The sequence below is a fragment of the Parabacteroides chinchillae genome (assembly GCF_900108035.1).
Taxonomy (GTDB): Bacteria; Bacteroidota; Bacteroidia; order Bacteroidales; family Tannerellaceae; genus Parabacteroides; species Parabacteroides chinchillae.
This window is the reverse complement of sequence record NZ_FNVS01000009.1, coordinates 73,297-89,310: the sequence shown is the minus strand read 5'-3', so window position 1 is coordinate 89,310 and position 16,014 is coordinate 73,297. Positions and strand designations below refer to the sequence as shown.

Here is a 16,014-nt window from a genome sequence, read left to right as displayed (position 1 = left end):
CCTTTTATATTTATAACCCGATAATACAGCATGAATATGGATGAACAACAACTGACCTACGAACAGTTCAAGGCGGACATTCTCCGGTGGAAGAACACGCACAGGGAGGAATACAGCCGTTTCGCACGTCTGATGACAAACGGTGACGAAAAGCAGTACCTTGCCATCTGCCGGGCCATATTCAGGCAGTTGCCCGGAATCAAGCGGGAATGGGAATTGTCATGGAACGATGACAGCACGGAAGGTTTTGACAATATAGACCTGCAGTTCAAGGAGAATGCAGTGCCCGGACAGATAGTTGAGCTGTACAGGAAACAGAGGGAAGAGAGTTCCCCTCTGCCTGATACACCTCCTACCACACTTTGGGGCAGAATGAAATCCTTTTTTAGCGGTAAGTCCAAAGATCCGGGTATAACCCTGTCGGCACCGCTTGTGTTGAGCTGGCTGTATTACGGCAAGAGCTTCGAGGCAATGGTCGGCATGGTAGACAGGCAGATGAAGAACCCGAAAGCAGACAAGGCGGACAAAATGAGCTGTTCTTTTGTCATCAGACAGATTATAGATGTGTCCATCAAGAGCGGTTTCCGTACCCAGACCGACTGGGACAGGTACTTTTCCATGAACGAAGCCATTGAAAAGGGCGATGTCGGAGAGTGGGCGTTACAGTCCGTGACAGAGGAAATGGACAGCGGAACAGAGGAAGGACATGATACAGGAACAGGGCAAACATCTGACAATACCCGGACTGTTGATGATGCGCAAAAAACACGCGGACGCAGGAAAGCGAAAGTACAGCCACTTATAGATTATCTTGATTGTAACGACAAAGGCGCTGTCATCGGGGTTATCCGGAAATTCATATCCAAATATGATACGGCAACAGAGCAGGCACTGACCTATTATGCCCTGAATGAGCTTGGGCTGTTAACCGGTATGAGTAGCGCAAAAGAATTTGCCGCAGCCCTTACCTGTCAGTTTGAAGGCATGGGCGGTATAAAAAGCGAAAGTTCCTACCGGCAGACCATCCACACGCTGACGACAACACAGCACGTCGCAAAAGACGGAGTGAACAGAATGTGCGTGATGATTAATGGCGACATTTGCCAGACCCTGCTGGACGAACTCAAAACCGACCTTATGGAAATTCTTCCCGACCCGGACGAATCAGGAGAAACAGGGTAAAATAAGGTTGTCTGGAGTTGTCATAATTGTCTTTTCTGTCATGACAAATATGCCAACTCATTTTCTTTCAATCACTTTCAATTCCGATATACCTTTGCACCGTCAATCCTTTCCCGAGGGTCGGCGGTGCTTCTCTTTTATAAGCCATCGGAAGCGGAGCATCAGGGAATTCTATGAAGATGGTCGTCACAAACTTCAAAAATTGATATTTATGATAACCATAGAAAGTCTGGTCGAGCAGGGAGCGAATGTGAAACTGGAAGTCACTCCCACAGACCTTAAAATGTTTGCGGAATCCATCGTGCAGCGCACCATCATGGCACAGCAGGAAGAACAGAAAGCTGCCATACAACGTGAAGCGGAAGAATCCTATCTCAATACGAAGCAAGTCCGTGAACTGCTGAATGTATGCGAGGGTACGCTCAACCAGTGGGCGAAGCGGGGCTACCTCGTTCCCGTCAAGGTGGGTAACAAGAACATGTATGCCAAGTCCGATGTGCGCCGTGTACAGACGGGAGGCAAGTCAGAAAGTGTAACATCCTATTGCAAGAAGAGAAATGGATGAAATGAAGAACACCCGGCTTGAACTGTGCAACCGGATACGCATGGAGGCGGAGCATACCGGAGACACGGGATTCCCCTTGGATGTGTTTCCCCAGACCGTGCAGTCAATCATACTTGACATGGCCACATACGAGAACTACAAAATTGAGTTTATCGCAACGTCCATGCTGTCGGCCGTGTCCGCTGCCTTGGGCGGCACATACCGCATCCGCATAAAGGGCGACTGGCAGAGCAACAGTGCTTTATACATCATTCTGGTAGGCAGACCCGGACTGGGCAAGACTCCACCGTTAGAGGCGGCATTCCGCCCGATCCGAAAACATGACTATGCCCTGTTCAAGGCGTATGCGGCAGAGATGGAAACATGGAAAGCGGCAGGAGAAAATGGAAAGAGACCTGTTCTGAAACGTACAATCGTGTCCGACTTCACTCCGGAATCCCTTCTGCTGACGCATAACAACAATCCGAGAAGCGTGGTCATTTTAGTTGATGAAATTATGGGCATGTTCAATTCCGCCAACCGCTACACGAACGGACAGCTTATAGAACAGTTGCTTACCGCATGGAGCGGTGGGGCTCTGGACGTGACAAGGGTAAGCAATGCCGTTCCTGTACATATAGAGCATCCGTGCATCAACATCATCGGGAGTACACAGACCAAACGTGTGCATGAGCTTCTCAGGAAAGGATTCGAGGAAAACGGATTGCTTGACCGCATCTTGTTCGTCATGCCCAAGTCCCCCGAAATGTCAAAGTGGATAAATCGGGACGATGACGGGGAGATGACTTCCTTGGCTGCAACACGGTGGGAGCGTATATTGAATAAGGTGCTTGCCTTGGACTATGATACCGATGCGGAAGAGCGGATACCCCATATATTGTCCATGGACAAGGAGGCCAAGGAATACTTCTTCGCATGGTGGAACAGAAAGGTAGAACGTATCAACCAAATAGAGGACGATGCTGAGGTGGACAGCCGGGAGATGAAACATCCGGCTCATGTGGCACGGTTGGCTTTGATAATTCAGGTTCTACGGTATGCTTCCGATGAAAGCCACCTGCAGTTTGTGGATATGACGTCGGTGAAAGGAGCCATTCGCCTGAATGACTATTTCGAGGATTCCTATATCCGTATCCGTTCCTTTGTAGCGAACGACACTTGTGAAGAACCTCCAAAGGTGTTGTTGTCATTGCTACCCGACACATTCGATACAAAGACGGCCATTGCCATAGGCAAAGATCTGCAGGGTATCAGTGAGCGGACAGTAATGAACTACCTGAAAGAGTTATGCCACAGCCGGCTTCTGCGGAAAGCAAAGGCTGGGCATTACGAGAAAATCGTGTATGAAACCGGAAAATCTTCCATGAGCGAAAAAGAATAATCAACCAAAGACTGCAAAGAATGACCTCTGTTGCAGCTTGCAGTTTCTTCAGTCTTGCAGTTTCGGGACATTGGAAGCGATGTTTTTCTGCAAAACTGCAAGGACTGCAGACTGCAAATGGTGTTTCACTTTGCAGGAATTATAAAGAGACAGTTATGAGTGAATACAGATTCCACCTTCAGAAATATCGGACGGGCAGCAAGACCGCTTGTCCTAAATGCGGCAGGAAAGCCTGTTTTACCCGATACATTGACGGGGAGGGACAGATTTCTTTTCCCGACAATGTGGGCAAGTGCGATCACATCAACAGTTGCGGCTACCACTATACTCCCAAAGAATATTTTAATGATAACCCTACTGTCAAGGAGACTTTGACCGGGCAAGATGGAAATGGCAATGGCATATCAACAGTTATAAAACCGACAGTAAAGCCATCACCTAAGCCGCAGCCACAGATTTCTTATCTTCCCTATGATTGGGTGGAACAGTCCATAAAGAGGTTTGACATCAACCCATTATATCAATACCTTACCACCGTGGCAGGCAAAGAGAAAACGGATCGGCTGTTCAATCTCTACAAGGTCGGTACTTCCAAGATGTGGAACGGTGCGACCGTGTTCTGGCAGATAGACCGGGACGGAAATGTTCGGGCTGGCAAGATTATGGGCTATGATGCCAAGACCGGGCATCGTATCAAGCAGCCTTTCAATCAGGTCAGTTGGGTACATTCGGTGAGAAAGATGCAGGATTTTCATATGAAGCAATGCCTGTTCGGTGAGCATCTGTTGGCTGATATTTCATCCTCGGAAAGAACAGTCGCCATCGTCGAAAGCGAGAAGACGGCACTGGTTGCAGCATTGTTCATTCCAGATTTGGTATGGCTCGCCACCGGAGGGATGCACGGCAGTTTCAACAGCGAGGCCATACAGGTGCTGCGAGGGCGTAATGTCGTTCTCTTTCCCGACCTCAAGGCAACTTATGAATGGCAACGCAAAGCCGGAATGCTTCAATCCATTTGTAAATCTGCCACCTGTTCCGACCTGTTGGAAGAAATGGCGACTGATGGACAGCGTGAGGCAGGACTGGACATTGCCGACTTCCTTCTGATGGAAGATACACCGCAGATGATTCTTCAGAAGATGATACAGCGCAATCCAGCTTTGCAAACCTTGATTGATACATTGGATTTGGAACTGGTAAGTGCAGAGAAAATATGATGTCATATATGAATTGGACAGCTTGCTGTCTATGTGAAAAGGGGTTGTAAAATCCCGTAGCTTATTAGGGCATTTTCACCGCCTTCACTCCCCGAGCGGCAGTCAAAAAGCCCATAAGCGGAGGGGCGCCCTCTCGACACCCATGTCTGCCTGTGGCACTTGGACGGGATTTTACAAACCATATCAGAGAAATAATAATCGCAAAAACGCAAAAGATATGAGCAATACACAATATGCGGTCTGCCACCTGCAACGTGGCAGTGGCAATGACAGCGGAATGTCATGCCATATAGAAAGAAAGGATGCCAAAGGAAAGGTTTATGTTCCTGACAATGCCGATGCAAATCGGACACCGCTCAACCGGGAGCTGATTACATTACCGGATGGAGTGAAGAACCGGACGGATGCCATACAGTACCGTATCGACAATGCAGGACTGCACCGCAAGGTGGCCAAGAACCAGACGAAAGCCATTCGCATCATCCTAACCGGGACACACGAGCAGATGATGAAGATTGTCGAAGACGGCAAGCTGGACAATTGGATAGATGCAAATCTGAAATGGCTTCGGGAGACTTTCGGAAACGAGAACCTTGTTTCCTGCGTGCTGCACATGGACGAGAAAACTCCGCATCTGCACGCCACCATTGTGCCTATCGTTACCACGGAACGCCTTCGCAAGAAACGGGAAGGAGAGAAGAAGTACGAAACGAAATCCGGTCCACGTTTGTCAGCGGATGACATGATGCGGCGCACAAGGTTGCATGAATACCAGAACAGCTATGCAGCGGCAATGAAACCGTTCGGGCTGCAACGTGGCATTGTTGGCTCTACCGTCAAACATCAGGTGAATTCGGAATACTATAAGCAACAGGTGAACAGATACGAGGAGGACATTGCCAGACTGCAAGCTGATATAGAGAAAGCACAGGAAGGCAAGAGCACCATTCTGTCATGGTTCGGCAAAGGCGATCTTGCCAAGGCCAAAAAGGAACTTGCGGAAAAGGACGAGCTGATAGCTAAACTGAAAGTTCGAATCCAGACACTCAAAGCAGAGAAAGCGCAATTACAGGCACAATACAAAACAGACATCGAGCAATTACGGAACGGTTATCAGAAAGAGATAGACAAGGCTATCAGCCGGGCGGAAACGGCGGAGCGACAGTCAAAAGAAAAAGATGCGGTTATAGACAGGCAGAAACAATGCATTGACCAACTTGACCGCAAAGCCAATCCCCAACGCTATAGGCTGTCATCCGGGGCAGAACTCGTCCATCACTTCATTCCCAATTATAACTATCCCAGTCTGCACATCTGGACCAAGGTCGGTAATGAGGAGTATGACGACTCAAAGTCCGTCGACTGGCTCAATCCGATTTGGGGCAGTTTTACCAAAGGTGAAGCTACCATATATGAACTTGCCAATGCTGTATTCGAGCCTTGGGAGCAGGTCAACGAAGTACAAGCAAATCTGCTTGGTGCTGCATTTGAACTTGCCATAGGTGGACAGGCACAAGTGCATGTCGGCACTGGCTCCGATGGCTCGTCTTCTGAACTACCGTGGGGAGATAATGATAAATACCCCAAGAAACAAACAACAAGGCGATGATGTCAATCTGTAAGCCACAATGCTCAAACAAATAAGTCCGATGGAAGAAGTAGCCTCTATGTTGAGTAGTAAGCTTCACGAAGCAAATATCCCATTCCCTAAAAAAAGAAAACACAAGCCAGACTTTGTAGCCAGGTTTGTATGAATATATATCAGCATACGACTTCTGGTAAACTTATGGCATAATATAGCCCTTATCTTCTGCTTTAGCGACAATCTTAACAAGTCTTTTACATTGAGCGGTAGAAGGTAGGTTGCCACGTTGAATATAAGAAGCTACTCCCTTTATAAAATCAAGGTCGCCATAAGACAAAACCTTTTCTTTCAAAAGGTCATTATAGACTTGTAACCAATAAGTCGCTCCAAGATTGAAAATTTCAATGGAGGCATCAATGTTAGAATTAAATTTATGTGCTCGTTTGGCAGCTGCTTCAATAGACTTAGTTTCTTCCATAGAGATAAGTGTTTGGATAAACTCATCTGATAACTGGAACTTATATTCTTGAAAAGCATTCCAAACACCTTGGGTACGAGAAATAGTTCTTACAATACCACCGTTTGCTTGTTCCATAAGGAAATGGTGAGTACATTCGGCAAGTCGTAGAAGTTCGTACTCTAATGCCGGATATAAAGTTTGCCTTTGCCATATGGTCTTCCAATCTAAATCCTTATTTTTAGGAATAAGGGTCATAAGTTTGGCGATAGTATAAGGTGTAATCTGTGCCTTATTACCACCTTTAGGATACCAAGAGGACCTACCTATTCGAGAATCAAGAGTGTCGAATATAATTACAGAGCATACCGCTTTCTTGAAAAATTCCTCATTAATGCTATCTCTTGATTCATCGTACATCTTCTCTACGATAGAAGCAAATTTGCTAAAGTTGATTGCAGAACTTTGGCAAACTTGATGAGGATTCATATATATCGTATTAAGGCATTTGGCAAGTTTTTCTTTTTTTATGACTTGATTTTTGGGGTGCATTTCACCAAACTTCTTTCTCTCGGCAACCGTCATTTTCATCTGCTCTTGCTCCCATTTACCTCGTGAACGTTCGTAGAACCACGTTGTCTGATATGGTTTCCCATCTACTGGCGGTGCCATTACCTGACGAGAAAGTTTTTCCATAGCGACATGGAAAGGGTGGTTGGAGAAAAAGTCCGCATCGGAAACTGGGTTCTGACAGTTTGCGCATTGAGATATGGTTTTGGTTATCTCATTGTAACGGTCAACTTGTTCCTCGGACATATCATCTTCAACATTAAGAACAGTCAATTTCATAGGAACGAACAAAGTGTCCATCCCTTTTTTGTCTTCCTTTTTAATTATGGCATTAGCCAAAGACGCTGTCGTTTGACCGCCGTTTATGATTTGCGGGTCTTTGAAATGTATGATTTTTGTTTTGTCCGCAGAAAAGCGAACTGCTCTTGCTACTATCGCTATACCATTATTGTATGTGAAAAAATTTTCCGGGTGGTTAATAATCGTATCTCTGATACCTTTATTTACTTTTCCTCTCACACTTAAAAAAGCGCGTACGTTACCCTGCAATAACTTGCTTCCGTATTTCAGATAAAGATTAGCCAAGAAATTTCCAGGGACAATGCCTAAATAGGCATCATAATCAGTATCAATACCTAAATCAGCTTGGAGACATTGTACACCATCACACCCGAAGTCTTTAGTGTCGAACTCAATTATTTCGCTAACATTGGAAGTAAATGTTTGGAAGATACGTTCTAAAGTCCAAATATTAAGTTCTACTGGACGACCCTCAAAATCTTCTTGACTAATACTTTTTACCTGCTTACTAAGTACAGAGTTGGAAAGGATATAGAACTTGAAGCGAAGTATTTCGGTTTCAATCATTCCTTTGCCAATTTTGTGACGGAATTCTTTTGCAAGATTTATTGCAGGGTCTGAATCATCACAATAGTCATGAATGTGCCCATTTATACATTCATCAAGAAAATTTCTCATATGAATGTATAAATCATTTATTCGGGTATTAGTCAATGTCGGTACGGTGTCTCGCTCATTGACAAAATCGCTTGCGATTAAGATTAAAGCACTGTCTGCTTCATCGTAAGCGTAAGCGTCAAATGCCATAAGGCGGCGGTTTTTACCTCGCATTTCTATTGACATCGGTATTGGGTCGTTTAACTCTCCAATACTTTCAAGCTCGTCAAGTAATCGAGTTATAAACTGTGTTTCCGGGTCTGTCCCATCATGCTCAGCATTAAACCTAAGTTGGTCTATAAATTGGGTTCTAAATTCTTCGATTTGCATAGTGTTCGGATTTATACTTTAAACTCCTCAATCTCAGAAAGAACGATGTCATATTGGACTTTACTAATAGACATTGGTACGCTACTCCGACAAAGCCGAGGAAAATGTTCTGTGATTTTATACATTGAGAAACCTACCTTTGAGTACACAAAGTTGTCATATTCGGGAGAGAAGTCAAAATTATACAACGATAGTTTTGATAGTAGGGTTTCGCGGTTTATAGGAGATCCCATAGTGTTCATGAGTTCAGAGACAAGTGTATTCAATTTTATGCCACTAAATGAGGGACTCATTTTTTCAAGACAATATACAGCAAGACAACCGTCTTCATTTCCATCCAACTGTTCGATTGAGGAAATTCTAACAGTCTCTTTGCCGGTGTTTATTGCTTTTATTTCATACCATTCGCTTTCTGTAGAAAAATCTTTATGGGAGCGTTCTGGTCCCATCCAACTTTCTAAAGATTTAGTAATGCCCCATTGGGGTATCATATACTCTTTCATAAACAGCAACTCGCCAATAAGTCCGATAATTTCAGTATCGGATAAAGAACCCGAGTGCGGCTTAAACAGCTTTTTCCAAGCAAAATAACGAGAGCAAAGTGTTTTATATGCTATATCGTCAATCTTTAAATTTACGGTAGAATCCAATAAGTCTTGGCAAAATGTGCAGAAATACTCTAAAAGTTCGGCATTTTCAAGTGAAAAACGGAGTACATAATGGTCTGCACTTTTACCTTGATATACGGATATAACATCAGAACCCACTATCTTTACAGGAACATATTTCCCTCTAAATTCAAGAGCGAAATTATTCTTGTCATCACGACCTAAATATAGATTTAGGTCGCGATTCTCGCCAAATCTAATAAAGTGACTTGGCTGAAAATTCTGAGAGAATATTTCAAATAATTTGTTCTTCATCGTCAACTTCTTCAGGTTCGTCTTGCATGTGTAACTGCATGTATATTTTATTAGCTTTATATTTCTTCGCGCTTTCAGCCTCTTTAACTCCGGGGAATCCGATGGCAAAAGCAACAATTCTTTCCTCACCGAGTTCTTTTCTAAAAGCTTTCAGTTTTGGCTTTTCTTCCTTGTTCGGAACGGGAGGATTTGGTTGTAATAGAAATATGATTAGCACAGGGTTTCTCTTAGGTAGATACTGGAAGTATGCTTTAAGAGGTACATTTCTATTTTTAAGGCTCTCATCGGTGGCATCTGGATCTTCTTCTTTCCATGCCGCTCTACATAAATCTTCCGCAAGCTTTATTTGTTCTTTCTGTAAAGCAAATTTACCTTCGCGAAGACCTAACATTCTACGGCGAGAACTAATTTGAATAACATTGCCATGTTCTTCTATTGCACGGTTAGCGCACCTTATTTTTTCTAATCCGGGAACATCATAATAGATAGTGCCATCACCGCCCTCAAAAACCACATCCCATTTATCTATACCAGTTGTTTTACTATCTTGCATAAAATCAAGGATGTTGTCTGTATTAAATCTCATATTAACCATAGAGCATTTAATGCGAGAGAGAAAATCAATGATTACATTTTTAGGAACATTGGCGAAATACCTTGAAGAAGGGTCATCTGAAAGAACAGATTCACCCTCGTGTTTGGGTCTGTCCGCAAATCTAAAATCGAAATTGTTGTCAAAAAGATACTTAGTTAATGCAATAACTTGTTCTTTGTTATGAGCATTTTGTGTTACATTAGTACTAAGGTATGGCGTATCGCAAATGTTACCATAATAAGATTGCATTTCATATAATTCAAATGCTGACCTCATTTTATTAGCTGATGTTATACTAAGCTCATCACAATAGTCTCTGACTCTTATACCAAAATCTTTAGGCGTGAGATGTTGCTCAAACATTTGCTTAATATCTTCTTTCAATTCAATGGTGGCTGATTCAATTTCTTCATACCAATCAGCACTTAATCGGCTCGTCCAAACTTGGAATATGTCTTCATATCCAGTTCGGTAACCGAACCAACGTCCCATTTGCATTAAAACGTCAAAAGTAGATGTATTGCGATAAAAATAGCTCGTGATAAGCCCTTCGAGCGTAAGTCCTCGTGATAAAGCTAAACCACCGACAGCAATTACTCGTAACGATTTGTTGGTTTTATAGTCTAATTTGGCACTACTCTTTCCGCCATTGACAACAATCACTTTGATTTTATCAATGGCTTTCAATATGTTTTGTTTATCACAAATTCGGCTAAAAGCTATATCGCTAACATTACTATAATGACGTTCGAAAACGGACTTGATTTCTTGGAATAGAGGTAAGTTAGAATCTTCCTTTATTTTTCCTGAAAAGTCGTGTTCCACTGCATTACGCACAGAATCATATATGGCTTGAATATGTTCACGTATAATGTTCTGAACCTTTATAAAACGCGACATATTAACAAGCATACTTCTTGGTGTCGATTGTTGTCCACGCAAGTCTCGAATTATATTGGCAATAAAAAATGATATTACAGCCTCTCTTAACGATTTAGGAAGTATTCCGTCCCATTCTTTTCTATGCCGAGAATAAAATGGTCCTGAGTTAAGTGTGTCAATATCATTTTTAGAAGAATCCTTATATTCGTCAGAATCGTAATCTGGTTCTTCTATATCAACAATATATCTTAATTGTGAAAAACATTTTTCGTTTTCAAAGAATAACTGTTTTGCTCCAATATAGTTAGAAGGAGTTGGAAGCACATAGATAAAATGTTCAGGGAACAAATCTGCATGCTTCATGCTATCCACAGAATCCGGGTCAATAAAGACGTTGGCAAAAGGGGTTGCCGTAAACCCTACATAGTTAGCGTTCTTAAATAGGTTACAAATCTGCCTAATTATTTTATTAGTCTTCGTTGGGTCTGTTTCGTCCCTTTTTGTATTGACTGAAGCGTTATCGGCTTCATCATCAATAAGAAGCATAGGCTGATTAACACATTGGAGAACTGGATCCATATTATTATCGCTAAGCCATTTATACATCTTGTTTAGAACCGAAACGTTTTTCTTCACGACAAATATAACTAAAGAATTATGCTCGTTCAATGTAGTGGCAATCTTATCGCAATCTCCTACAAAGTCTTTTATACAAGTAGTGAATGAAGTAGCACGGCGAGGCTTGTTATCAAGTCCAACTCCGACAAGACCACTTTTAACAATTTTATCAACTTTGCGATATGTAAACCCAACAATGCCATCATCAATTCGTTCTTGAGTTTGTCCTCGCAAACTTTCGGTAATACCGGCAAGGAGAATAACGACCTTGTAACCAGCATCAGCTGCCTTACATATCAAGCCTGAATAAGTAGCTGTTTTCCCAGATTGAACGTCTCCGATAATTAACCCACGGCGAAGCCTTTTTCCCTCAAATATTTCATTCGGGTCACCCAAACAGTTCATAATGTTCGGTAATGTTTCTTCGTCCAGCTTATTTATGCTGACGGGGTCAATAGAAGTTTTTTCAGAAAGATAACGGCGGTATCTATTCCAGAAAAAAGCATCTTTTATATTTTTATTGTCATACCATTGTTTAAGGTCATAGTCATCAAAGATACATTCTGATGAAGTATGTCTAATAGCAAATTGGTATTCTAATTCCACAAAAAGTTTATTCTTGGTATCTTCATCGCAAGTAAAACCACAAAAGGTAATAGCCCTGTCGATATATGACATCAAGTTATCAAAGTCAATTGACTTTCCCTGCGTTCTCTCAACATTTATCAGTTGAGTCGCTATTTGGGAAAGCATTCCATATTGTGCTTCAGTTAGGCTCATTCTCATAATGTTTTAGTAATGCAGTTTGAACCTTTTGGTATCTACAAAAAGGCTCTGATTTCATAAGGTCTTCTATTATTTCAGCAAAAGGTCGAGTTTCTTTGATTAAGTCAACCATAGTTATACCAAGTTGAAATACCTCATCGAATCGATCATTGTCCTCTTCAACGAAAATCGCTTCATTAGACTTGTCTATATACATTTGATTGATTGGAATATTCTTCTCAATCTCACTGATAAGCATATCAAGATAAATAAAATCTTCGTCAGACATTTTCTCTCGAATCATCTTAAAGACCTTATTATCACGGTTGATTTGATAGAAGTAGGTCTTATTACGTCCTTCCATTCTATCCCATATATAGTCAAGGTCTTCAACATTTTCTCTCCGACCTCGATGTGTTTGCTTTGCAACAGAGATTTCCATAGCTTCAAGCACAGTTTTCTTCATTCGGTGCTGTATGCTTTTGGGTATGATGGCTTTTTGTTTCATGATGTTAATACCCCAAATATCATCAAGAGTATTGGGTATATCAACACGTATTCTTGCATTCTTTGTAAGTTCAGCTCTTGGCTTCATGCCGAACCAAGTACCCCAAATAATAAGGCGTCTATTTCTGTAAATATAGAAGCCTTGTTTTGAACGCAAATTTTCGATTCCACCTACTAACTGTTTATCTTTATCTGAAAGGTCTGTTGCATACGGTAATATGAACGGCTTGATTGTAATAAGTCGTTCAAAACCATTGCTATCGTTTATCTCTATTGTCCTTTCTTTTTTTGCTGTCGTTTTAGGGTGTGATTCAAGAAATGGATCAAGAGGCTTAACTCGACCGTTATTTATGAAAATTTTCAATTTGCTTTTCTTGGTTTCAGAAAGGAATCTGTGGTATATCAGCCCAAGATATTTATCCAGTATATCTTTTTGGTCATTGAGAAAATCAAAAACTCTACCATCATTGGATTTTTCGATAACATCAAAATCTTGCCATATAACTAAAGTGCCGGTTTCAATTGACTCCAGTTCTTCAATGTAAGGCAATGCCTCTATTTCTTTGTGAGTATGCTCTATAACAATCCAACGCTTTTGCTCGCAGATTATGTTATAGTCCCAAGTATAGCAACAATAATCATTACCTTGTTTACTGACTACTGTAAGAATACGACATTGGGACATAGAAGCGGATTTCATTCCAAGTCCGAACCTACCGAGGTCATTTTCGTCTCTTTCGTCCGAAGAATCAGAACTTCCATAGCGCATGGCTTCAAATAACGTTTCTGCATCCATACCCACACCATCATCGAGAACACCAACGGCTTTAGCGTCAGTGTAAGTTGTCGGGAATAACAATTTTACAAATGAGCATTGCGCACTGATGCTATTGTCAATAACATCAGCGATAGCTGCTTCAAAAGAATAGCCCATTGAACGCATTGACCCCATGAGCATATCTGCTTGTGGTATGTTTTCTTTGAACTTACTCATTTTGTTAGTGCTAATATTTGTTTTACAACTGCTTTTGCTAAGAGTGGTGGAACTGCATTTCCGATTTGTTGTTGAATATGAGATATAGGACCTTCAAAAACGAAATGGTCAGGAAAACTTTGAATACGCGCAGCCTCTCTAACAGATAACCCTCTGTTTTGCGTGGGGTGTATCAACATACTTTTTCGGTAATTGGAAATTACTACCGATGGTTGGTCTGCTCGCAATCGTTTATAAATACCGCTATGGCATCTTGATTTGTCGGCATAATTATCCATTAATTCTTCAGGTATATCTCGCCAATTACCACCTTGCGGAATATAGGAATATCTTTTAATAGCCAAATCATTATTCCGAGACACAAAGTTCTGGAGAGATTTATTAGACTTTTCTCTCATTCTGCGAGCGTATTTAGACGCTTCGCAGATTGGCATAAGATAATCTAACTCATTGTAATTGTCTCCATTTTCTAAGGCAGGTAAATCTCCAATAGCTTCTTGAACTGAAATTTTAGTGTCATTAGGTGAGGGAAAATGAAAGTCAATTCCAAGCGAATTTCCAACAAGGAAAAAGCGTTCCCTATTTTGAGGAACGCCATAATCAGAGGCTTTTAGGACAGTGTATTTAACGCTATAGCCCAATGATTTAAATTCATCGGCAATCATTTCAACTACTGCTCCATGGTTCATATGAACAATTCCTGAAACGTTTTCAAAAAGAAACCATTTGGGATGTAACTCTTTAACCATACGCACAAATTCACGAAAGAGGAAATTCTTCTCATTTTCCATATTTCGATTCCGAGTATTCGATAAGGAAAAGCCTTGGCAAGGCGGTCCACCCATAATTATAAAAGGCGGTTCATTTGAGAATTGACTTCTTAAATCGACCTCTTTTATATTTTGACAAAGTACTTCGGTGTGTTTATGATTTCTTTTGTATGTCTTGGCTGCACTTTCATTCACCTCTATGGCAAAACGCATAGTAATACCAGCCATCTCTGCTCCTAAGCTAAGACCGCCAGCTCCTGAAAATATGTCTACACCATAATGAGGCATAATAATATCTTATCTTTAAGGGTTAAAAATCATATAAATAATGCGGTATACAATATATAGTATACCGCTGTGCAAAGGTAGTGATTTTTATTGGAAATTCTTGTGTATTTCAGAAATATTTAGTATGCGCGTGCGAGCAATGCATGCAAGGAAAGTTGTGTTTTGCTGATTTTAATCTTCAAAACAAAGGATGAAGGTATATAGGGCAACAAACCCGATAGCTTGACGAATCAGGGGCTGCCGGGACACTTGATAAACTATTAGTAGCGTAATAAAAACGTAGAGTTTGCTATTTTTCTCTCCAAACAGGAAGCGATTGCCAATACTTTGGGAATCCCATATCTTTAAGATCTAGCAGACGGCAATCGGATTTGAGCAATTCCTTGATATTCTTTTTGAAATCACTTCCGGGACTGATAATATCAAGGATATACGCGATACAAGAGAGTGCAGCAAACAGTTTGTTTGTGCGTATTTGTCCGATTGTTGCTCTATCCATGAACGGATAAAGAGTATTGTATGGCAATGTTACGCTAACCATAAAACGGCGATTCCAAGTACGGCTGTGGTGAGCGCAACAATTGCGGAGATTGGAAATAGCGTGCAGCCAGTTCTCCAATATGGCCACTTTCTTCAACCCAAATTGTTCGGTAATGTACTCTTTGCGACTATCCAACTTTAAGGATTGGAACAAGCGGCTCAATGTGGCAAACGATACTACTTCGAGTGCCATCCAACTTGGCGGCATCGGAGGATTGTTGTATTTTGATTTGTAATGCTTGATAAAATCTTCGTTGCTGCGGTTTACATCAGCTTCAATATGATCCATTAAATCATCGTAGCCGAAACGATATAAACTTTCATCATTGTACCAATGGCTATCACCTGTGCTTTCGGCATATACCTGTACGATTTTTGTGCGTACTGCCACTTCTATCTTTTCAATGGCGTTGAAAATAAGCGAACGCAGTCTGCGGTCAAAACAATAGAGGTCTATTATGTCTTTGAAGTGAATATCTTTGCGAGTAAAGTTGTGTTCAGAATCTTCACTGTTCTCCTGGAACGGATAAGTGTATGCACGAAGTCGGTAGTAGCTGATATTGAACAAATAAGCGGATGCCTCGCTTTCATCATCGAAAACAAGTCCCCGTTGTTTTAGTCTCGCAACTTGCTCGGCGAGGGTCAACGGCTTCTTTGTATAATCAGTTTTGTCAGTCAATTTTATCAGAAGCTACTATATAAAAACTCGAAGACCTCCCCGGGTGCGCTGTTCTACGGGAAGCGTGGGAGGTCATATCAAGTGCAAAGGTAATACTTTTATTTGATTCCGCAATGGATGTGGCAAAAATATTTTCGACTCCGTGAGAATCTACTTTCAACCAACAACTGCTAAACTACTACAATCTTCAGATATGCAGTATGCTTAGT

The 16,014-nt window shown here is 41.6% G+C and carries 11 protein-coding genes; 5 read left to right on the top strand and 6 right to left on the bottom strand.

What is annotated here, in order from left to right; genetic code table 11:
• Positions 1-30 precede the first annotated feature (30 nt).
• The 5 genes from C4S38_RS08805 (at position 31) to mobV (ending at position 5,954) form a co-directional block, all read left to right on the top strand.
• A complete protein-coding gene (locus C4S38_RS08805; protein WP_103983429.1) occupies positions 31-1,182 on the top strand; it encodes a DUF6043 family protein in 1,152 nt (383 codons plus the stop codon).
• A gap of 40 nt (positions 1,183-1,222) precedes the next feature.
• Positions 1,223-1,747: a helix-turn-helix domain-containing protein gene (locus tag C4S38_RS08800; protein ID WP_234999331.1), complete on the top strand. Its 525-nt coding sequence runs from the start codon at positions 1,223-1,225 to the stop codon at positions 1,745-1,747.
• Complete coding sequence (locus tag C4S38_RS08795) at positions 1,740-3,128, top strand: DUF3987 domain-containing protein (RefSeq protein WP_103983427.1); 1,389 nt, start codon at positions 1,740-1,742, stop codon at positions 3,126-3,128. Before C4S38_RS08800 ends, C4S38_RS08795 begins: the two co-directional genes overlap by 8 nt.
• Before the next feature lie 155 nt (positions 3,129-3,283).
• Positions 3,284-4,345: a DUF6371 domain-containing protein gene (locus tag C4S38_RS08790; protein ID WP_103983426.1), complete on the top strand. Its 1,062-nt coding sequence runs from the start codon at positions 3,284-3,286 to the stop codon at positions 4,343-4,345.
• Between the two features lie 217 nt (positions 4,346-4,562).
• Positions 4,563-5,954 carry a MobV family relaxase gene (gene mobV, locus C4S38_RS08785; RefSeq protein ID WP_103983477.1) on the top strand — a complete coding sequence of 464 codons (1,392 nt, stop codon included), beginning with the start codon at positions 4,563-4,565 and terminating at the stop codon, positions 5,952-5,954.
• A gap of 175 nt (positions 5,955-6,129) precedes the next feature.
• Here the strand turns inward: mobV and C4S38_RS08780 are convergent, their stop codons facing one another.
• The 6 genes from C4S38_RS08780 to C4S38_RS08755 form a co-directional block, all read right to left on the bottom strand.
• Positions 6,130-8,244 (bottom strand): AIPR family protein, encoded by a 2,115-nt coding sequence (locus C4S38_RS08780; protein WP_103983425.1) that lies wholly within the window; start codon positions 8,242-8,244, stop codon positions 6,130-6,132.
• Positions 8,245-8,255: 11 nt separating this feature from the next.
• Positions 8,256-9,167, bottom strand: coding sequence for a PD-(D/E)XK motif protein (locus C4S38_RS08775; RefSeq protein ID WP_103983424.1), 912 nt, complete (start codon positions 9,165-9,167; stop codon positions 8,256-8,258).
• On the bottom strand, positions 9,148-12,042 hold the full coding sequence (locus tag C4S38_RS08770; RefSeq protein WP_103983423.1) for a Z1 domain-containing protein: 2,895 nt from the start codon (positions 12,040-12,042) through the stop codon (positions 9,148-9,150). Before C4S38_RS08770 ends, C4S38_RS08775 begins: the two co-directional genes overlap by 20 nt.
• The gene (locus C4S38_RS08765; RefSeq protein ID WP_103983422.1) at positions 12,029-13,528 is read right to left on the bottom strand and encodes an ATP-binding protein; all 1,500 of its coding nucleotides are present in this window, start codon (positions 13,526-13,528) and stop codon (positions 12,029-12,031) included. The genes C4S38_RS08770 and C4S38_RS08765 overlap by 14 nt, the downstream gene beginning before the upstream one ends.
• Positions 13,525-14,586, bottom strand: coding sequence for a DNA cytosine methyltransferase (locus C4S38_RS08760; protein WP_103983421.1), 1,062 nt, complete (start codon positions 14,584-14,586; stop codon positions 13,525-13,527). Before C4S38_RS08760 ends, C4S38_RS08765 begins: the two co-directional genes overlap by 4 nt.
• A gap of 289 nt (positions 14,587-14,875) precedes the next feature.
• Positions 14,876-15,805, bottom strand: coding sequence for an Abi family protein (locus C4S38_RS08755; protein WP_103983420.1), 930 nt, complete (start codon positions 15,803-15,805; stop codon positions 14,876-14,878).
• Positions 15,806-16,014 lie beyond the last annotated feature (209 nt).